At 66.9% G+C, this 18,634-nt stretch carries 19 protein-coding genes; 1 reads left to right on the top strand and 18 read right to left on the bottom strand.

Annotation, left to right across the window (positions count from 1 at the left end):
- The first annotated feature begins 76 nt into the window (after nt 1-76).
- Nucleotides 77-1,993, top strand: a complete 1,917-nt coding sequence (locus ACIGII_RS11700) for a DUF885 domain-containing protein (protein ID WP_399638290.1) — start codon at nt 77-79, stop codon at nt 1,991-1,993.
- A gap of 37 nt (nt 1,994-2,030) precedes the next feature.
- Here ACIGII_RS11700 and ACIGII_RS11695 read toward each other — a convergent pair whose 3' ends face one another.
- From ACIGII_RS11695 to sctS, 18 genes are all read right to left on the bottom strand, one after another.
- On the bottom strand, nt 2,031-2,294 hold the full coding sequence (locus ACIGII_RS11695) for a hypothetical protein (protein ID WP_399638289.1): 264 nt from the start codon (nt 2,292-2,294) through the stop codon (nt 2,031-2,033).
- Entirely contained in the window at nt 2,291-2,980 is a 690-nt protein-coding gene (locus ACIGII_RS11690) for a hypothetical protein (RefSeq protein WP_399638288.1), read from the bottom strand. The genes ACIGII_RS11695 and ACIGII_RS11690 overlap by 4 nt, the downstream gene beginning before the upstream one ends.
- Complete coding sequence (locus ACIGII_RS11685) at nt 2,964-3,518, bottom strand: hypothetical protein (RefSeq protein WP_399638287.1); 555 nt, start codon at nt 3,516-3,518, stop codon at nt 2,964-2,966. The genes ACIGII_RS11690 and ACIGII_RS11685 overlap by 17 nt, the downstream gene beginning before the upstream one ends.
- Nucleotides 3,508-4,341, bottom strand: coding sequence for a type III secretion system inner membrane ring lipoprotein SctJ (gene sctJ / locus ACIGII_RS11680; protein WP_399638285.1), 834 nt, complete (start codon nt 4,339-4,341; stop codon nt 3,508-3,510). Before sctJ ends, ACIGII_RS11685 begins: the two co-directional genes overlap by 11 nt.
- Nucleotides 4,338-4,625 (bottom strand): type III secretion system inner rod subunit SctI, encoded by a 288-nt coding sequence (gene sctI, locus ACIGII_RS11675; RefSeq protein ID WP_399638284.1) that lies wholly within the window; start codon nt 4,623-4,625, stop codon nt 4,338-4,340. Before sctI ends, sctJ begins: the two co-directional genes overlap by 4 nt.
- Before the next feature lie 72 nt (nt 4,626-4,697).
- Nucleotides 4,698-5,021: an EscF/YscF/HrpA family type III secretion system needle major subunit gene (locus ACIGII_RS11670; protein WP_399638283.1), complete on the bottom strand. Its 324-nt coding sequence runs from the start codon at nt 5,019-5,021 to the stop codon at nt 4,698-4,700.
- Between the two features lie 28 nt (nt 5,022-5,049).
- On the bottom strand, nt 5,050-6,228 hold the full coding sequence (locus ACIGII_RS11665) for a PrgH/EprH family type III secretion apparatus protein (protein WP_399638282.1): 1,179 nt from the start codon (nt 6,226-6,228) through the stop codon (nt 5,050-5,052).
- A 179-nt stretch (nt 6,229-6,407) separates the two neighbouring features.
- Entirely contained in the window at nt 6,408-7,043 is a 636-nt protein-coding gene (locus ACIGII_RS11660) for a lytic transglycosylase domain-containing protein (RefSeq protein WP_399638281.1), read from the bottom strand.
- The gene (locus ACIGII_RS11655) at nt 7,040-7,288 is read right to left on the bottom strand and encodes an acyl carrier protein (RefSeq protein ID WP_399638280.1); all 249 of its coding nucleotides are present in this window, start codon (nt 7,286-7,288) and stop codon (nt 7,040-7,042) included. Before ACIGII_RS11655 ends, ACIGII_RS11660 begins: the two co-directional genes overlap by 4 nt.
- Nucleotides 7,285-10,290, bottom strand: coding sequence for a hypothetical protein (locus ACIGII_RS11650; protein ID WP_399638278.1), 3,006 nt, complete (start codon nt 10,288-10,290; stop codon nt 7,285-7,287). The genes ACIGII_RS11655 and ACIGII_RS11650 overlap by 4 nt, the downstream gene beginning before the upstream one ends.
- Before the next feature lie 158 nt (nt 10,291-10,448).
- On the bottom strand, nt 10,449-11,483 hold the full coding sequence (locus ACIGII_RS11645) for an IpaD/SipD/SspD family type III secretion system needle tip protein (RefSeq protein WP_399638277.1): 1,035 nt from the start codon (nt 11,481-11,483) through the stop codon (nt 10,449-10,451).
- A gap of 124 nt (nt 11,484-11,607) precedes the next feature.
- Nucleotides 11,608-12,717, bottom strand: a complete 1,110-nt coding sequence (locus ACIGII_RS11640) for an IpaD/SipD/SspD family type III secretion system needle tip protein (protein WP_399638276.1) — start codon at nt 12,715-12,717, stop codon at nt 11,608-11,610.
- 8 nt (nt 12,718-12,725) lie between these two features.
- Nucleotides 12,726-14,003 (bottom strand): hypothetical protein, encoded by a 1,278-nt coding sequence (locus ACIGII_RS11635; protein WP_399638275.1) that lies wholly within the window; start codon nt 14,001-14,003, stop codon nt 12,726-12,728.
- Nucleotides 14,004-14,040: 37 nt separating this feature from the next.
- Complete coding sequence (sctE, locus tag ACIGII_RS11630; protein ID WP_399638274.1) at nt 14,041-15,849, bottom strand: type III secretion system translocon subunit SctE; 1,809 nt, start codon at nt 15,847-15,849, stop codon at nt 14,041-14,043.
- Nucleotides 15,846-16,388: a SycD/LcrH family type III secretion system chaperone gene (locus ACIGII_RS11625; RefSeq protein WP_399638272.1), complete on the bottom strand. Its 543-nt coding sequence runs from the start codon at nt 16,386-16,388 to the stop codon at nt 15,846-15,848. The genes sctE and ACIGII_RS11625 overlap by 4 nt, the downstream gene beginning before the upstream one ends.
- 83 nt (nt 16,389-16,471) lie before the next feature.
- A complete protein-coding gene (locus ACIGII_RS11620; protein WP_399638270.1) occupies nt 16,472-17,584 on the bottom strand; it encodes an EscU/YscU/HrcU family type III secretion system export apparatus switch protein in 1,113 nt (370 codons plus the stop codon).
- The gene (gene sctT, locus ACIGII_RS11615; RefSeq protein ID WP_399638269.1) at nt 17,581-18,372 is read right to left on the bottom strand and encodes a type III secretion system export apparatus subunit SctT; all 792 of its coding nucleotides are present in this window, start codon (nt 18,370-18,372) and stop codon (nt 17,581-17,583) included. Before sctT ends, ACIGII_RS11620 begins: the two co-directional genes overlap by 4 nt.
- Nucleotides 18,373-18,376: 4 nt before the next feature.
- Nucleotides 18,377-18,634, bottom strand: a complete 258-nt coding sequence (gene sctS / locus ACIGII_RS11610; RefSeq protein ID WP_399638267.1) for a type III secretion system export apparatus subunit SctS — start codon at nt 18,632-18,634, stop codon at nt 18,377-18,379.

Genomic DNA, 18,634 nt, shown 5'->3' with positions numbered 1-18,634 from the left:
ACTGGGTGCTGAGGTGGTTGTGGCCGACTGATTCAGGCAAGCTCCCGGGTCTGTATAGGATTTACGGAAGCGTTTCATGCCTTATCCCGCCCGTGCCCTGGCGCTCGCCATCGCCTCGCTGCTGATCTTCGGGGCCGCCGCGCCTGCCGAGGCCGCCAAGAAGAAGGCCAGCCGCCCGGCCGCCGTGCAGACCCGCCAGGCCAAGCCCAAGGCCAAACCGCGCGCCCGCCCGGCCGCCGCGCCCGCGCGCCAGCCGCTGGTCCGCCAGCAGAGCAAAGCCGCCCAGCTTGAACGCATCTACGACGAGTACTGGGACGCCTCGATGCGGCTCAACCCCCTGCAGGCCACCTTCCAGGGCGACAGCCGCCACAACGACCAGCTGCCCAACATCCTCTCGGCCGCCTATCGCCAGCAGACCCACGACTTCACCGAGCAGTGGCTGGGCAAGGTCGAAAAGATCGGACCCGACGGCCTGACCGGCCAGGACCTGTTGACCTACCAGATCTTCGTGCGCGACGCGCGGATGTCGCTGGCCAACGAGAAGTACCCCGGCTGGATGCTGCCGGTGAGCCAGTACTACAACCTCGGCAGCATCATGGCGATCCTGGGCTCGGGCTCCGGCGCGCAGCCGTTCAACACGGTGCAGGACTACGACACCTGGTCCAGGCGCTCGCTGGGCATTCCGCCGCTGTTCGACCAGGCCATCGCCAACATGCGCGAAGGCATGCGTGCCGGCGTGGTGCAACCGCGCGACCTGATGGAAAAGGTGCTGCCGCAGCTGGATGCGGTGATCAAGCCGACCGCCGAGGAAAGCATCTTCTGGGCGCCGGTGCGCAATCTGCCCGATGACTTCTCCGACGCCGACAAGGCGCGCATCGCCAGCGAATACAAGCGCATGATCGAATACCGGCTGATGCCGGCCTACCGCGCCCTGCGGGGCTTCATCGCCACCGAATACCTGCCCGCCACGCGCAGCAGCGACGGGCTGTCGGCGTTGCCCAACGGGCTGGCCTGGTACAGCCAGAACATCGTGCAGAGCACGGCCAGTACGCTCACCCCGCAGCAGATCCACGCACAGGGCGAACAGCGCGTCGCGCAGCTGCAGGAGCAGATCGCGGCGGTGATGAAGCAGAACCGCATCCGCGGCTCGCAGCAGAAGCTGCTGCGTACCATGCGCACCGACAAGGACTTCCAGTACGCCACGCCGGATGCGTTGCTGACCCGCTACCGGCAGCTGCAGCAGCAGGTCGGCGCGCGCCTGCCCACGCTGCTCGGCACGCTGCCCAAGGCGCCGCTGGAAGTGCGCCCGGTGGAAGCCGACCGGGCCGCCGGTGCGGCCGCCGTGAGCTACCAGCCGCCGCTGCCCGACGGCATGCGCCCGGGCGTGCTGTTCGTCAACACCAGCGCGCTGCCCAGCCGCCGGCGCTGGTCGGCCCCGGCGCAGTACCTGCACGAAGGCATTCCCGGCCACCATGTGCAGTTGGGGCTGCAGCAGGAACTGGACAAACTGCCGCGCTTCCGCCGCCTGGGCGGCGATGTCGCCTTCGTCGAGGGATGGGGGCTGTATGCCGAGTCGCTGGGCGACGAACTGGGCGTGTACCAGGACCCGTACGAGCGCATCGGTTACCTGCACGGGGCGCTGACCCGCAGTGCCCGCATGGTGGCCGACACCGGCGTGCATGCGCAGGGCTGGAGCAAGAAGCAGGCGGTGGATTACCTGGTCAAGACCGCGGACATGCCGGTCGACGATGCCAGCGCCGAGGTGGAACGTTTCATGGCCCTGCCCGGCCAGACCCTGGCCAATGGCCTGGGCGAACTGAAGATGATCGCGCTGCGCGACAAGGCCAAGGCGGCGCAGGGCGCTGCCTTCGACCCGAAGCGCTTCCACGCCGAAGTGCTCCGCGACGGCTCGATGCCGCTGGATATCCTGGAAGCAAAGATCGACCGCTGGATTGCAGCGCCCGCCGCGGTCGAGGCAGCGGCGGCTCGCTGAGGGGTGCAACGGGCCGCCGTGCGGCCCGTTGCCCAGGTCAGTGTTCCTCTGGCTTGGGACCCAGCTTTTCCTCGTCACCGAAGATCATGGCCTGCATGAACTCGTGGCACCACCATTTGCGCGCCATCTCCCGGGTCACCTCCGCGATGTCCGGTGGAATCGGCTTCACATCGTGGCCCGGCTCAGGCGGGTTGATGCCCGGGTCGTCCACGGCGGCCTGCAACCGCTGCATCAGCGACTGCTGGCCGGTATCCAGGCTACCTGCATTGAAGGGCGAGACAACGCCCAGTTTCTCGATCATCGTTCCACTCCATTCGGGGTCAGGGGCAACGGCAGGCGTTCAAGCCGGCTGTTGATCGCGGCGGCATACGCACGGGCGCGCGCACGCGCGGCCGTTTCCAGGGTTCCAGCATCCACGCTGGCTTCCACGGCGGCCGCGATGGCGTTGACCGGGTCCAGTTCAAACAACAACGGTCCGGCCTTGAGCATCGGCAACGCCGAGCGTGCGGGCAGGATCTGCAGCGGGGGGGAATTTTCACGCTGCGCCAGCAAGGCCAGCACCGCGTCGCCGAGCCCCGGGGTGTGCTCGGGCACATGCAGCGCCAACGTGGTGGGCGCCTGGCCAAATACCTGCTCGCAGCGACGCACCACCAGCGCGGCATCCACGCCTTCGGCCGCCAGACTGGTCGACACCACCTCGCGCAGCTGGCCCAGCACGGACGCGCGCAACGCCTGCACGTCGCCCAGGGCAGCGGCCAGCAGCGGCACTGCTTCGCCGATCGCGTCGGCGTAGCCCTGGGAGAAACCGTCCTCCCGCGCCTGTGCCAGCGCCGTCTCCACCTGGGCCGGTACCGCGCCCAGGACCTGCGACGCGCGGCGGCGTGCCGCCGCTTCCAGCTGGTCGGCGCGCGCGGCCTGGCCCAGGGCGCTGGGCGCGATCACCCCGCCCTGCGCATGCGCCAGCACGTGCTCAGGAAAGCTTTTCAACATAAGTCACCGCATTCCAGAAAAGGTCCAGGTCCGGGTGCTCGGCCGACGGCGGGCGCACCTGTTCGGCGCGGGTCGGCACGAACGGAAGGCACAGCCGGGTCGACAGCCACGCCGGCAGCAGCAGGCTCAGCGGCTGCAGTTCGGCACCGCCCCAGGCCAGCAGGGTGTCGTGCAGGCTGGCGGTGCCGGGCGCCGGCAGCGCGCTGGGCCGGTTGCGGCCGTACCCGGCGCGCATGAAGGCCTGCACCGTGGCCGGCAAGGCGGCGCAGCCACGCTGCGCCGGCAGCCAGTCGCGCAGGCGGGCGGCGGCCATCAGCGTGGCCACCTGCGGCAACTGCGGCCACAGCCCGACCAGCCGCCGCGCCAAGGGGTCCGACGACGGCTCCAGCGACGTGGGCAACGGCAGCCGCCGCTGCCGCAGCAGCGTGGTGTTCAACCACCGCTGCTGCTCGACCGTGGCGCCGGCGTACAACGCCTGCCACGGTCGGTAGTACGCCGCGGGCGCGTAGGCGATGCACAGGGCGTCACGCGCCACGCCAGCGGCTCCAGGCGGGGGCGGTGCCGCGACGTGCGGCCACGCGCTGCCATGCCGCGCGCAGCTTGCCGCCCATGGCCGGCACCAGTCGCACCAGCACCCAGCCGCCCAGCAGCAGCACCAGCGCGATGCCGGCACAGGCCAGGATCCAGGCCAACGGCACGCCGCGCTCGCTGCCGGCCGTGACCGCCAGCGTCCGCGGGCCTTCCACTTCCGTCAGGATGACCGAGACGTTGTCGTACTCGATGCCGTCGAAGGTATTGCGCAGGAAACGCTTCACCGACTGCAGCAGCACTTCCTCGTCGATGCCGGGGTCGTGCGCCACCACGGCCGCCACGTGCATGCGGCGGCGCTCTGCGCGGCGACCTTCCGTGCCCAGGTTGGCGTCATAGTTCAGGTGGACGCGCGTGGAATGCACGCCGTCGAGCAGCTGCAGCGACTCTTCCAGCCGTTGTTCCACTGCCGAAATCAGCCGGGCACGTTCGCCCAATGGCGTGCTGACCAGGCTGTCGGCCGGGAACGCCGCGGCCACCTGGCTGCGCGGTGCCGACGGCAGGTCGTTGCGCTGCATGAGTTCAATGGCTTCGGGCAGGTCGCGCGGCGTCACCTGCACCTGGTAGCCGCCCTTGCCCACGTTGAGTTTTTCGGCGTCGATGTTGTGGCGGAGCAGCACGGCGATGACTTCGTTGGCCTGGCGCTCGTCCAGGCCTTCCAGCAGCGGCTTGCGCGCGCACCCCACCAGCAACAGCAGCATCAGCACGGGCAGCAGCAGGCGGCGCCCGCTCAGGCCGCGCACGGCCGCTGCAAAGGGCGGCATGTTCATGACTTGAGCAGCGTCTCCACGGTCTTGTTGGCGTGGTTGGCCAGGCCGGCGGCGACGATCATGCGCTTGGTGTAATCGGCCAGGTTCAACTGCAGCTCATACAATGCCGCCGGGCTGGAGGCGGTGGCCGGGTTGTTGCTGGCGGCCTGGATCATCGCCAGGTCCTCGCCTGCGCCGACATAGGTACGGGCAAAGGCCTGGCCCATGCGTTCGGACAGTGGCACCGCGGCCGCGCCTTCGCCCTGGCCGGCATCGATCTCTGTTGCGATCTGGGTGACTAGCATGTGGATCTCCTGCGGGTTGCGCCCGCGTGGGGGGCCGGCACCGGCAGCGTGGCCACCGGCACCGGCGTTACGTCAACCCAGGTTGCGGGCGTTCTGCTTCTGCATGTCCGACAGGCTCTTGGCCGAGTTGGACTGCAGGGTGCGGTAGGTGGTGTAGCCGGACAGGGCGGTCTGGTATTCGGCCAACTTTGCCGGGTTGGTCGGATCCCCCCCTTCGCCGTTCTCGTCGCCCGCGATAGCCTTGAACGCCTTGTCCAACGCATCCTTCAGCCTCGCCACACCATGATCGAACCGATCGCTGTGGTCGCCCAGCCAGCCCCACTGCGGGCCCTGGACATCGCCATCGAAATCGTCGCCCACGGTGACCGGGGCACCCGGCTTGATAACTTCAGTCATTGCATTTGCTCCAAGAAAATTGAAATGGTCAACGGCTACCCGCCGTGGAAAACTCCCAGCGACCTTCGCCCACGGAAAGCAGCTGGTCCTGGGAATACTGGTAGGAACGCCCCTTGAACAGGTCGTCCCACAAACGGATGGTGATGCGCACGCGGCGCTCGCCCCACTCCTGGACGAAATCGTCGCGATAACGCGCCATCGCGTGCAGCGACGCGTCGTCCAGGAATACATCGTTGGCGACACTGGCGCGACCGGCCTGCGCCCCGGCGCGTGTGCTGATGCCACGTGCACGCAGTTCGGCGCGGGCAATCTCCACCAGCTGCGCATCGCCGACCGAACGCACGTCGATGCTGCTGGCGTAGGGCATTTCCGGGCCCAGCAGCGTCTGTACCTGGCGGCGCCGCTCGGCGTCGTTCAGGCCCAGCGCGGTGATCACCACTTCCGGCTGCTGCGGCGTGCGCAGGCGGATCACCGCATACGGCACGCCGGCGCTGTCCAGCACGGCGCCAATCCGTGCGGCTTCGGCATGCCGTTCGCGGTACTGGTCGTGCAGACGGCCGGCACGCTGGCTGGCGCGCTGGCCCCAGGCCACCGCTTCGGCGCTGTCGCCGAAGGCATACAGGCGCCCGTCCGCGTCGTGCACCACGCTGTAGGTGTAGGGCGACTTCGCCAGTGCCGCTTCCAGCGTGCGTACCTGGGTAGCGGGACGCTGGCGGTCGTACGCCCACCAGCCGCCGGTGGCCACCACTGCCACCACGGCCGCAGCCGCGGCCCAGCGACGCACGCCGCCGGCACGCGCCACGCGCGGCGCCGAGGGCAGTGCCAGGCCGTCGTCAAGCACGACCGGAAGCCGGTGGTCCAGCACCGCAGCCGACCACGGCTCGCCCTCGGCCCGCACCGCCAGCGCGAGGCCGGCAACGTGGACCACGCTGTTGAGCGGCAGCGCCTGCAGCGACCAGCTGTCGTGTCCTTCAGCGCGCACTTCCAGGCGGACGCCATCTTCTGCCACGTGCACGCGGAACGAGGCAGGCGCCAGGTCACCCGGAATGTAGAAGACGTTGTCGGCGTTGGCCAGGGTGGCGCCCAGCTGATTCTGATGCAGGGTGCGTGCCGGGCCGACATGGAAAATGGTGTCGCCGGGCGAGAGGGTGAATTCCACGCCATCGAGCGGGCCGGAAAGCAGTTTCAACTTGTGGGCGGGGAGCATGGGTGTCCGGGGAAGCAGAAGCGGAAGTACGCAATGCAAGGGGCATTGCGGCGACGACGCGCAGACTGACAGCTACCCGGAAACCCAACCATGAAAGAAGTTTCAATGTCCCTGCACTACATTTTGTTGCAGTACTGCAGACGGGATGATGCAGGTGCGCGCAAGCCGTGCGGTGCTGCTCAATGCGCCCGTGCGCGGTACAACGCAGTGACCCGGGCAACGTACTGGCGTGTTTCCCTGAAGGGAGGAATGCGGTTGCCATGCCGCTGCACCGCGCCTTCGCCGGCGTTGTAGGCGGCCAGCATCAGGTCCAGGTCGCCCTTGTAGCGCCGTTGCAGCCAGACCACATAGGCGGTGCCCGCGCGCAGGTTCTGCAACGGATCGAACAGGTCCTCGGCACCAAAGCGCTTGCCGGTTGCGGGGATGACCTGCATCAGGCCGAGTGCGCCCGCGTGTGAGCGGGCCTGGTGGTTGTAGGCGGATTCGACCCGGACGATGGCGTGCAGCAGGTGCGCGTCCACGCCATGCTCCTGCGCGACCTGCTGGATCAGCGGGTTCCAGCGCGACGCCGCCGTGGGCATGGCGCTGGGCGTCGGCACGCTGCGCGTGGCCGCCGCTGCCTTGGCCTTGGCCGTGGCGTTGCGCGCGGTCGGCACGTAGGGCCGATGCGGGTCAAACGCCTTTGCCCCCGCAAGGGGGGCATCGGTGACCTGCAGCTTGCCGTTGCGGTCCAGGCTGGCGAACACCGCGCTGGCCGAGGCCGACGGCGCTGCGGCAGCCAGCGCCACCGCCAGCGCCGCCGTCCAGCGGGTCACGTCACCGCTTCCGGACCGGCGATCGCAAGGTGCAGGTCGGCCAGCGTGATCACGCTGCGCAGGGCGTCAGCGTCCGGCAGGGCGGCACCGGCTTCTTCGATCTGGATCAACAGCGCGTGCATCTCCAGCGAGTCAATGTCCAGGTCCTCCACCAGCCGCTGTTGCGACCCGATCTCCTCCAACGGCCGCCCCAGATGGGCGGCCGTCAGTCTGCGCAGGTCCTGCAGGGTCAGCGCAGGTGTCACGACGCGAGCCGCTCGGTCTTGCGCAGGGTCAGCCGGCTCGGATCACGCTGCACCGCCTGCAGTTCGTCCAGGAGCGCGCGCTTGGCGTCCACCGGCGCCCGGTCGGCGACGCGGTCGATCCTGTCAAGCGTGGTGGGATCCCAATCGGCGGCCTCCAGCGGACCGGCGTCGGTTGGAGATTCCGTCCCGGAATCAACGCTGCCCGGAATCGCCCATTCCGTAGCGTCTGCGTCCGTAATCACCCAGGGGGCATCGCCATCCGCATCGGCGGAAATGGACGTGTCTTCCCAGTTTTCCCCCACCAGCAAGTCCATCGCATCATTGCGCCTCACCGCTTTCGGGGTCTCGTCGACAGACGCCTGACGCACCAGTTCCGCACGTGGAATCCTTGAATTGCTGATGATCTCACGCGCCAGTGGGTTGAGCATGCTGCCCGCATTGACCATCGATGCTGATCGAACGCGCATGGCACTGAGCCGGTCGGCGCGCGAGGGCAGAACCACGGAGCGCGCAAGCTCGGGAATGGCAGAGGCCCGCGCCGGACGCGATGCCCCGCTCACCGGGGTGCTGACGCTGGTAGCAGGGTCAGCAGACGCGGAGGCCGTCTGCGGCGGGTTCGGCTGGCTGTCGCGGCTGAACTCGGCAGCGACGCTGCGGATCACGGCGGGTCCAAGCAGCGCTTCCTCGCGCGGCGACATGAACAGCTTCGGCGCGCGCCCGTGGTCGGCGGCCACGCTCGGCCAAGCACCGCGCGCAGCGGCCTTGATCTTCCGGTCCTGCAGCGCCGCGAACTTCTCTGCGAGCGGGGAGTCGGCCTCGCGGATGGTCATCGGGGTCGGCGGGACGGCAGCCAGCCCCCGGCGCGCCAGCACATGACCGGGCGCGAGGTTCTCCTGGCCATGCCGCTGGATGAGGTCCAACAGCTCAGGCAGCTTGGCCGTCTCGGGCGCACGAATCGGACCGGTGCTGAAGGGACGGTAGGGCTGGCCCATCCTGCTGGCCCGTGCCTTGAAGAATTCCTGGGCGTTACCGGGCTGCAGCGTTCGATTCGCGCTGGGACGCTGCATATCCGGCTCCAGGTCATGCTCGGTCATCGTCCACTCGCCAAGCGGCCGGAACGGATCGAGGGGCATCGGACGCTCTTCTATGCCAAGCGCCTGCAGGTAGCTGACGAATTCGCCGACCACCGACGTGCCCGCGGCTGCACCGCCGCTGCTGCGTGCGTCATGCAGGTCAGTGCGCGCCTGCACACGTTGCTGCCCGTCGCCCAGACGCTGGTGCTGCTGGTTGCGGTTCGACAGATGGGTCTGCTCCAGAACGCGGGCGTTCCGTTGTCCGCCGTCCGGGCGCGCCGTGTCGTCCAGTTGCCCACTGGGCGGTAGCTGCTCGTTCGACGCGTTGTGCAACTGGCGGTCGCCATGCTGGTTCTCGTCCGTCCGGTCGAGCTGGTGGTTGCGGTTGCCCTGCGTGCGGCGGGTGCTTTCATCCTCCTGGCTGCGCTGGTTGCGGCCCAGGTGCTGGGCCCCCTGCCCGTTCAGCGCGTCTGCATCCTGCTGGCTGTTCCGATCTGCCTGGTCAAGCTGCAGCCACGTGAAGTCCCACGCGTTGTGCCCACTGGCGATCGAGTCAGTATCTTCATCCGCGGGGATGGCGTTGTCAGACGCCTGGTGCAGGGAATGCTGCCGTTGCAGGACACGACGGGATTCATCGGCGGGTGGATCGCTGGGCTGCAAGCGGACGTGCGCCTGACCGACGTCATCGAGCCAAAGGGGATCCAGCTCGCCGCCGGGCGGGAGCACACCCTCCGATGCCTGAGCAACCTTCTGCGCAAGAGGTTCACTCCGGATCAGCCCGGCGCCATTGCTCTCCCGTGCCGCCTTCAGCGCGCGCTCCAGCTGATCAACGCGGTGCTCAAGTTGACGGTTGCGCTCCAGCTGGCGGCCGAAGGCAACGCCATTCCGGAATGCGTCGCGCGTCAGATTGCGTACGTAGTCCATCTGCAGCGGCGGGCTGTGGGACTGTTTGGCCAGGTCGCTCACTTCATTCTTGGCGACGTTGTAGATGAACGGCGTGTTCGCTTTGGCGAGGTCGCGCAGCCATGTCGGCGCGTCGTCAGGCAGCTTCGACGCGTTGGACGGCGTGATCGGACCATTCGCGCCACCCGGCTCACCCTGAATGATGTACTCCGCCGTCTTCAGCACGTGCAGGATGGCGGCGTTCAGCGCCTCCGGACCGCCGGCATTCAAATTGCCGACGATGCGTTGCTCCAGCTTGCCGGCTGCCTGCGCCTGCAGCGCATCCAGCAGCCTTCCCTGTGCCGTGGGACCGATGTACTTGTCAGCCACCAGAGAGAGCCTGTCCTGGATGGCGTGCGTGATCGACCTGGGCAGAATGGATTGCGCGATGCCGCGCAGCAGCTCCTGTCCACCCACGCTCCCGGCGCACTCCACCATGGCCGCCTTGCCGTGCCGAACCGCTGCACAGAGCTGGCCGGACGCCTTGTCCGTGAGCACCGCTTCTGGAATGCCCTTGCACTTTCCGGCTTTGACGCCGATATCAACGATGCAGGCATCGAGCCTGCGCAGCAGGGGTCCCAGATCAGTCCGTTTACCTTCGCGGATAAGTTCCTGCACACCGGCCCGTGCTGCGCCCAAGGTGGTCAGGTTCTCGACCAGCGTCGGCCCGACCTGCTCAGCGCTGGTGGCACCAAACAGATGGACGGTTCGCTTGAGCGCCACTGCGTCTGCGCCAGACTGCGCATCGAGCGCACCGCACATCACATTGCGGGCCGACTTCATCGCGTCCGCGCCAGCCATGGACTCGTAGTCCCCCGCCGAGTAAGCCAGCCGGCAACGGGCTGCATCCGAGGGACTCCTCAAGGCGGCGGCGTCATTCCGAAGCTCGTTCAACTGCAGCTTTCCAACAACATCACCCAGGACCGGCACACGGTCTCTGCGGGGCGGGGCAACGGGCGCGGCGGGTGCCGCAATCAGATCAGGCATGACAATTCTCCAGGGGATTGCATCCGCAACGCGACGTGCATTCGGTACGGATTGACGTTGCCCATCTTGGCAATGGGCACGCCATTAATCTCTACAATGTATTGAGTATGAAGTTCGACCGGGGACGGTCCGATCCTGGCGGTCTGGTGCCGGATGGATCACGTATTGCGCGCGTAAGCGTTATTCGCTTCCGACATCTTCTCGATGGACGAGCTGAGAATCTTCACGATGTTGTCGTACTTCTGGGTCATTTCATTCAACTTCTCGCCCAGCACTTTGCTCACGTGTTTGATCTGCTCCATGTTGCTGTCCTTCGCGCTCACCCAGGCGTTGTAGCGTGCGCTGTCCATCACGTGGCCGGCGGGCAAGGGATTACCCGCCTCCGATGGCTTTCCACTTTCCATGCTGGTGATCAGGTCGGTGACAGGGGAGAGATCCATCTTCACGTGGTAGACGCCATTGGCGTCAGGTCCGGTCGCTTCCAATCCGGGTAGACCCAGCGACTGCTTGAAGGCCTCTGCGGCCCCCTTGCTGCTGAAACTCGCCAATGCGTTCCCATCGAGCGCATAGTCACGGGCAAGCAGGGTCAGCTTCAGATGGATCGCGGTGAAATCAACCGCCACCGCCCCTTTGTCACCGGACGCGGCCACCTTCAGCCGTTCCATGATGTCGGAGAACTTCTGGTAGAACTCAATGAACCTGCTCACTGCGTCCTGGTACCTGCTCAACCACTCCGTCTGCAGTACGGCCAGCAGCACCCCGATCTGTTCAAAGAAGTCGGCATGCGACTGCCACACCAGCGCACCGGCATCCAGCTTCTCGGCACTTTCGCTCAGCGCGTCGATGACCGCTGCCTCGGCCTCCGATTGCTCATCCGGGTCCATGCGTGGCAGCAGGAAGGCCATGGCGCGCTGCGCATCCGCTCGCGAGCGGCGGCTTGCCTCTTCGGCGTGCTCAAGGTGCAGCACGGCTGTCTTCGCCGCCTCCGCGCCCAGGGCCGACGTCGCCGCCTGCAAGAATCGCTCCGCGTCGCGGCTCGAGGTCTGCAGCACACGAAGCGCCTGCTTCAGTCGGGACCGCAGCTCGGGATTCATGTCCGCCGCTTCCACCGGCACCGTGAAGGACTCGGACGGCGGCAGACCAAACGGACGAAGGACGGCGACCGGCGATGGCGCCTGGGTGATGTAAGGCACGGCGTTGCTCCTCTCCATATTCCGCTGATGGGACGCCGGTGCCAGGGAATGGCACCGGCCGAGTGATCATCTGCTGCGCACGGTTGCTGCTCGGGCCGCGGTGAGATCGCCGCGCGGCGGGTGATCAGGTGTTGTGCACGTAGGCATTGTTGGCTTCGGACATCTTCTCGATGGACGAGCTGAGGATCTTCACGATGTTGTCGAATTTCTGGGTCATCTCGTTGAGCTTCTCACCCAGCACCTTGCTCACGTGCTTGATCTGCTCCATGTTGCTGTCTTTGGCGTTCACCCAGGCGTTGTACTTTGCACTGTCCCATTTCACCGGATACGAGAACGAAGGGTTGTTGGGCAGATGCGGCATCTGCCCCACCAGGTCCGAAACCGCCTTCATATCCATCTTGACGTGGAACGTTCCGTCTGCCGATTCCGTGATCGTCAGTGGGATTCCCATCGACTTGACGAATGCTTCTGCAGCGGCGCGCGTAGGGAAGGAGGCCAGCGCATTGGCGTCCTGCCCGTACTTCTGCATCAGATCTTTCAGCGCGTGGGCAATCTTGTTGAAGTCGATGACGACATCGCCCTTGTCACCCGACGCTTCTGGCTTGATCTGCTCCATGATGTCGGAGAACTCCTGGTAGAACTCAAGGAACTTCGCCAGCGAATCCTGGTACTTGCTCAGCCATTCGGTCTTGAGGACTTCCAGCAGCGCGCTGATCTGGGCAAAGAAATCGGCATGGGAGTTCCAGATCAGGCCGCTCATGTCCATGTCGGCCGGGTTCTTCATCGGCGACTGGAAGCCCGGCAGTCCGATGTCCGGCTCATCCTCCGGCAGCATGCCCGGGGTGATCTGTGGCAGCAGGAAGGAGAAAGCGGCCAGCAGGTCGGCCTGGGTGCGGGCCGAGTCATCCAGCGCCTTGCGCAGGCTCGACACCAGCACGCGCTCCTTCTGCTTCTTCCTGTTCAGCTCTTCCAACGCACCGGGATCGCTGAGCACGTCGGTATGGGGTGGGCCCGCGGTACCCACGCCCTCCTCCATCAACTGCCCCGTAAGCATCAGCTGTGTGGTGGCAGCGCGGGAGGCGCTGCGGATGACGTTCCCCAACTGCAGCAGGCGGGAGCGGATCTCCGGATCCATGGCAGGCGCCTTCAGCGATTCCAGCTGCAGGTCGGACTGGAGATTCTGCATGAACTGCGTCCCGGTACGGAACGCAGTGGTGTCAATGGCATTGGTCATGTTCGGACTCAGGACTTCGAAATGATATGGGCGCTGGTGGCCGAGATCAGGTTGAGCAGGGCTTCATACAGTTGCGCGGCGGCGTCGCGCATTTCGCGTGACCGGACCGACTGGTCCTGCTGCCCATCGGCGATACGCCGGAACACGTCCGCCACCTGCAGGAACAGCTGGCGCTCGGCTTCGGTCATTTCGGCTTCGATCTGCACGCCGGCGGACACTGATCCGCCGACGGCAGGCGCCATCATGTTCAGCATCATGGCGTGGCTGGCGGGAATCCGGGCCTTGGCCATGTACTCGGCGTGACCTGCCTGGGCGCTTTCCTCGCTGGCACGCTGGCTGCTGTGCTTGGCTGCGGCATCCATGGCCGACCGATCGGCGTCGACGTCCGCCTGCAGGTCTGCCCGCACCCGCTCGTTACCCTTCTGTGCTGCGGGCCTGGCGCCGTCGACGTTGCGCGCGGCGCGCAGTTCGTCGCTGGGGGTACCACTGGAGCGGATGCCACCCGGCGCCGTCTCACTGGCGATCTTGGTCTTGTTGGCGACGTTGAGGTTGTTCTTGATGCTTCCCACCTCCATCGACGTCGCTTTGGAACTCTGGTGCAACGACGCCGCACCAACCCCTGCGGTTACGAATGCCGCACCCAGGGCACCCGCCAGCCCCTCACGCGCTTTTTCAACGCCCTTCTCGCCTGCGATGACGGTGATGTCCCGCTGGATCTGGACCATCTGCGCGCTGTTGTCGCGATCCAGCTTTTCGAACTTGAGCAGGATCTGGCGCAGCAGCGCCAGCAGGTTGCTGAACGGGCTGCTCTTGAGCCATGCGCCGACGTTCGCCGAGCGGTCTGCGATGTCGGTGTCCGCGCCGGTCACCGGCACCTGGCTGATCGTGGCTGCGGGCCCTTCCACGGCCGCGCGCGGCGGCGACTGGACGGCGACCCCTTCACTGATACGCGCTTCCGTGCCGGCTTCCGTCTGGACCGGGTCGCGGGCGGTTGCCAGCGCGGCCAGCAGGTTGGGCAGCGTGATGATCACGCCTGCGAGCACCAGCTTGGCGGCTGCCTCGTCCATCGCCGGCTCGCGCAACTGGACGGCGCTGGCGCCGGCGCTCTTGCCGCGGGTGCGCTGCTCTTCGGTGGTACCGGACGTGACCGCCTCGACCAGCGTAGCCAGCGTGTCGAGGTTCATTTCCTGGGGGAGCCCGGCGGTGCTGGGCGGCTGGGTCAGCGCGTGGTGGCGCGGCAGGAAGTTGGTGGCGTGACCGGCCTGCTGGAGGGTAGTGAGTTCCATGTTGATCCTTGTGTGACGTAATGGCGGGACGACGCGCTCAGGCGTTGCCGTTGCCGATGCGGGCGGTGACGAAGCGGGCGGCGTCGTGCTGCGATTCCTGCACGTTGGCCATTTTCTGGAACAGGTCGTTGACCAGGTTGTTGGTCTGCATGAAGTACTGCAGGATCTTCTGGATCAGGTCGCGGAAGATCTTGCTGTCGGCCATGCCGATTTCCAGTTCCTTCAGCAGCTTCGCAGCATCGACATACATCTCCGCGATCACGATGGCCCCAACGCCCTGGCTGGTCTGATTGGCGAACTGCAGGGTGTGCGAGGCCTTGATGGCCTGGCCGGTGCGTACCGCCAACGTGTCGGCGTTGCTGTGGGTGAGCTTGGCGACGGTCTGGCTGAGCGACCTGGCCACATCGTCCACGGTCTGGCTGACCGAACGCGCGGCGGCCTTGATCATCTGCGGCAGCGCCTTGCTGATGGCCTCGGACACGGCCCGGGTGACTGCCTTGGCCAGCTGCTGCACGGCGACGGTGCCGGCCACGCGCTTGGTGAGCACCACGGCGGCGATGATCATGGCGGCCACGGCGATCACGCCGAGCACGTCCTTGATCTTGTCCACGAACGCGGAGGAAACGCCCAGCGATGTCAGCACGTCGCCGATGATGTTGCCCACCTGCTTCACCAGCTCCATCACCAGCTTCATGATCGGCTCCATGATCTTGCCCATCACGTTCAGGCCCAGCTCTTCGCCGATCGCCAGGGCCAGGCCCACGCCGGCCAGCACCATGCTGGCGCCGCCGGTGAACGGTGCGGCGACCACGGCCACGGCGGTCACCACCCAGCCGATGATCTTGCCGATGCAGCCCATCTTCTTCTGCGCGGCTTCGGCCTTGGCCAGTTCGTCCTGGTATTCCTGGGAGCGGCGCAGGTTTTCCGCCTCACGCAGGCGCAGCACTTCCTGCACCAGCCGGGTGTCGGCCTCGAGCTTGGCGTCGTTGGCCTTGCCGATGATTTCCTGCAGCACGGCCAGCAGCTCGCCCAGCATCGCCGCATTGGTGCGGGCCTTTTCGTCGCCACGGGCACTCACGCTGCCGTTGGGGTCCAGCTTGTCGGCCTCACTCTTGAAGGCGTCGAGGTCGCCCAGCGCCTTGTCGAGCACGGCCACCGCGTCGGCCAGGGCCTTGGTGGCCTCGCCCACGCGGGCCTGCTGCTCGGTCACCTTGCCTTTGGCGGCTTCGAGCTGGGCGCGGAGGGCGTCCTGCTCTTCCGGCGGGGCGTCGGCCAGCGCCTGTTCCAGTCGAGCCACGTCTGCCTCGGCCTTCTTCAGTGCTTCCACTGCGGCCGCGAGCTCGCCTTCGGCAGTGCCGACATCGCCCATGGCGGCGTCCACCAGGGCCTGGGCCAGGCGGATGGCTTCGGACAGCTCGGCGGCGCTGGCGGCGCGCTCGGCCAGGCGCAGCTTGACCAGCTCCAGCTGCGCGGACAGGCTGCGACTGTTTTCCGTGGTGATCAGCTCGCTGAGCTGCATGGCCAGGTAGTTCATCGCCGCTTCCGGCGTCATCGGCACCTGCGATGCGCTGCGGGCGGCAGCCTGCTGCTGGGCGGCTCGCAGCAGGCGCGGCAGGTCGGCCCTGCGCAGGGCGGGGGTGTTGGAGTTGGGTGCTTCCGTCTCGGACGATGCCTGGCGCTCGCCGGCGGCGTCGGCCAGCAGCTGCTGGACCTGGCTGTCGATGGCCTGGATGCGCTGCAGCGACACCGCGCCGAAGCCGGCGGCGACAGCGGCGGCGTCGTTGCGCGCTGCGGCGGTAGAGGTGAAGGCCAGCGGCGTCAGGCCGGCGGAAGCAATGGTGTTCATTCGGAAATCGTGTCCTCGTTGTTGTCAGGCGGGACGGCAGCGGTGCTGGCCAGCGCCTGCAGGTAAACCCTGGCCCGCGCAAGCAGGGCCGGATCGGTGGAACGCAGCTGCACGGTTTCGAAGCAGCCCTTGGCCATGGCGAGCTTGCCCATGGCCAGGTGGCACTGACCGACATGCAGCATCGGTCGCTCGTCGCCTTTCAGCAGCGCATAGGCCAGCGCGTACATGTCGATGGCCTTGGCGTATTCCTTCTTCATCTGCAGCACCGCGGCCAGGCCGAGGGCGTAGTCGCCGTTGTAGAAGTCGTACAGGTACAGGAAGCGGAAGAACGTTTCGGCTTCGTCCAGGCGACCGTCGGTGTAGAAACGGTGCGCGTAGGCGTAGACGCTCTCCAGCAGGTCGTCACTGACCCCTTTCAGGTCCTTGATCGCGGCGCCGGTCTGGGCGCCTTCGAACAACAGCTGGGCCATCTGGTCGAGCTGGGCCTGTTCTTCATCAGGTCCGGTGGGGGTGTCGTGGGCGTCGGAGGCAGGGGTCATGGTGGGTTCCGGGTTGTGGCCAACGGCGCTGCAGGACAAGCACAGTCTGGCGGGGTTGCAAAGGGGGGGCTTTCGGGATTCCCTCATCCCGCAGGAGGACGCGGGGGGGCCTGGTCAAGCGGGGGCGTCGGATCCGGACCGGAATGGCCGGCAGGATCGGAATCTGATGGCGGGTCGGCGTGATTGCGCTCGATGTCTTTCAGCCAGGCCAGGATCCGGGTGATCGGCGCGGTGAGGTCGGCCGGCACGAACTGGTAGCGCCGCGTCTTGAAGTAGACGGCGCGCGCGACCGGAATGTCGCGGACGACCGGAATGCCCCACTTCTCGGCCAGCGCGATCACCTTGCGTGCGCGGTTGCCGCGCTCGCGCACGGACACGAACTGCAGGCCGGGGTAGTCGGGGTGGGTGAAGATGCCGACCGCGATGTGGGTCGGGTTGGCCAGGATCATCGACGACCCCGCCACGTCGGCCTGCACCTGGCCAGACAGCTCTTCGCCGATCTGGCGGCGGCGCTGCTTGATTTCGGGGTTGCCGTTGTGGTCCTTGTGCTCCTGCTTGACCTCGTGCTTTTCCATGCGCATTTCGCGGATGTACAGCCGGTATTCGATGAAGGCCGCGGCCAGCACGATCGGCGCCAGCACCGCCAGCAGCAGCGCGGTGCTCTGCCAGCCCACGCGGTGCCAGATGGCGCCGGCAGCGTTGTCGGGCATCTGCACCTGCGCGAAGATGATCGGTGAGAACAGCGTCCAGGCCAGCACGACGAACACCAGACCGGCCAGCAGGTACAGCGCAGCGGTGATCACGCTTTTGACGGTCTTCAGCGAAAACAGGTTCTTGAAGCCTGAAATCGGATTGACCCGGGCGAGGTCCAGGCGCACCGCTTCGGCGGCGATCACGCCGCGGCTCTGCACCAGCGAGATCAGCACGGCGGCCACGATGGCGGACGCGCCCACCGGCACCGCAATCCACAGGAACGCCTGCGTGGCCTGCCAGGCGGCTTCGGACGGCGTCAGGCTGAAGCCGCGCTCGGCCATGCCGCGGTAGAAGCCCTGCAGCGCCCGGGTGGAGGTCAGGGTGGCCACGGCGATCAGCCCGGCCACCAGCATCGCCGCGGCAGCAAGGTCACGGCTGACGTAGCTCTTGCCCTTCTTCGATTCCTTGAGCAGGCGGTGCGGTGTGGGCTTTTCGGTCTTCATTGCGGCACCGCCAGCAGCAGCTGCAGCGCATCGGTGGTGTCGCGGATGAGCGGCACCTGCTGGACCACCGTAGGCATCAGGTAGAACAGCAGCGCGATGAAGGCGATGTACGACTTGACCGCCAGCGAGATCGAGAACGGGTTCATCTGCTGGGCGAAGCGCGACAGCACGCCCAGCAGCACTTCCACCAGGAACAGCAGCAGCAGCACCGGCAGGGCCATGCGCAGCGCGCCGGCCAGCAGCGTGCCGGCAAACGCCTGCAGCCGCGCCAGGTCGAGGGTCATCCCCGCGCCCATGGGAATGAGCGCGTAGCTGTCCTGGATCACCTCCAGCAGCACGATCATGCCGTCGGTCGCCAGGAACACCACCACGCTCATCATCTGCAGCAGGTTGGAGGTCTCCGTGGCTTCCATGCCGCTGACCGGGTCGAGCATGGCGCCAATGCCGGCGCCGCGCTGGTTGTCGACGATGGCGCCCATGCCGTGGAAGATATGGAACGGCAACGCCACCACCAGTCCGATGGCGGTGCCGATCAGCACCTCGCGCAGGACCACGCCGGCCATCGAGAGGATGTCCGGCGGCACCGTGGCGCCCGCCGTGGCGGGCCACAGGCCGATCAGGATCATCATCGCCACCACGGTCCGGGTCATCTTGGCCGGCATGACGCCCGGCGACAGGTACGGAATCCAGACCAGGCAGGCGCCAATGCGGGCCATGCCCAGCAGGGCGGTCAGCCCATGGTCGCGGGCCAGCGCAACCAGTTCGGCGTCGAGCGCGGAAAGCTGCACTGCCCTACCCGTTCAGCGCGGTATGCAGCGCCAGCCGCGCGAAATCCAGCATGCGCGCGGACATCCAGGTCATCAGCACCAGCAGGCAGGCAATCACCGCCAGCAGCTTGGCACCATAGGGAAGGGTCTGCTCCTGGAGCTGGGTCACGGTCTGGAACAGGCCGATGGCCAGGCCCACGAGGGTGGCCACCGCGACCGGCGCAGCCGAGAGCAGCAGGATGAGCAGCAGGCTTTTGTTGCCCATGAACATGATCGCGTCCAT

The organism is Stenotrophomonas sp. NPDC077420 (genome assembly GCF_044543385.1).
In the GTDB taxonomy this organism is placed as follows: Bacteria; Pseudomonadota; Gammaproteobacteria; order Xanthomonadales; family Xanthomonadaceae; genus Stenotrophomonas.
Note: the sequence above shows the minus strand (reverse complement) of the source record. Positions and strands in the feature narration are given on the sequence as shown.

Coding starts and splice junctions, on each gene's coding strand:
- ACIGII_RS11700 (WP_399638290.1), top strand. CDS start 77: ATGCCTTATCCCGCCCGTGCCCTGGCGCTCGCCATCGCCTCGCTGCTG.
- ACIGII_RS11695 (WP_399638289.1), bottom strand. CDS start 2,294: ATGATCGAGAAACTGGGCGTTGTCTCGCCCTTCAATGCAGGTAGCCTG.
- sctJ (WP_399638285.1), bottom strand. CDS start 4,341: ATGAACATGCCGCCCTTTGCAGCGGCCGTGCGCGGCCTGAGCGGGCGC.
- sctI (WP_399638284.1), bottom strand. CDS start 4,625: ATGCTAGTCACCCAGATCGCAACAGAGATCGATGCCGGCCAGGGCGAA.
- ACIGII_RS11670 (WP_399638283.1), bottom strand. CDS start 5,021: ATGACTGAAGTTATCAAGCCGGGTGCCCCGGTCACCGTGGGCGACGAT.
- ACIGII_RS11665 (WP_399638282.1), bottom strand. CDS start 6,228: ATGCTCCCCGCCCACAAGTTGAAACTGCTTTCCGGCCCGCTCGATGGC.
- ACIGII_RS11650 (WP_399638278.1), bottom strand. CDS start 10,290: ATGCCTGATCTGATTGCGGCACCCGCCGCGCCCGTTGCCCCGCCCCGC.
- ACIGII_RS11640 (WP_399638276.1), bottom strand. CDS start 12,717: ATGACCAATGCCATTGACACCACTGCGTTCCGTACCGGGACGCAGTTC.
- ACIGII_RS11635 (WP_399638275.1), bottom strand. CDS start 14,003: ATGGAACTCACTACCCTCCAGCAGGCCGGTCACGCCACCAACTTCCTG.
- sctE (WP_399638274.1), bottom strand. CDS start 15,849: ATGAACACCATTGCTTCCGCCGGCCTGACGCCGCTGGCCTTCACCTCT.
- ACIGII_RS11625 (WP_399638272.1), bottom strand. CDS start 16,388: ATGACCCCTGCCTCCGACGCCCACGACACCCCCACCGGACCTGATGAA.
- ACIGII_RS11620 (WP_399638270.1), bottom strand. CDS start 17,584: ATGAAGACCGAAAAGCCCACACCGCACCGCCTGCTCAAGGAATCGAAG.
- sctS (WP_399638267.1), bottom strand. CDS start 18,634: ATGGACGCGATCATGTTCATGGGCAACAAAAGCCTGCTGCTCATCCTG.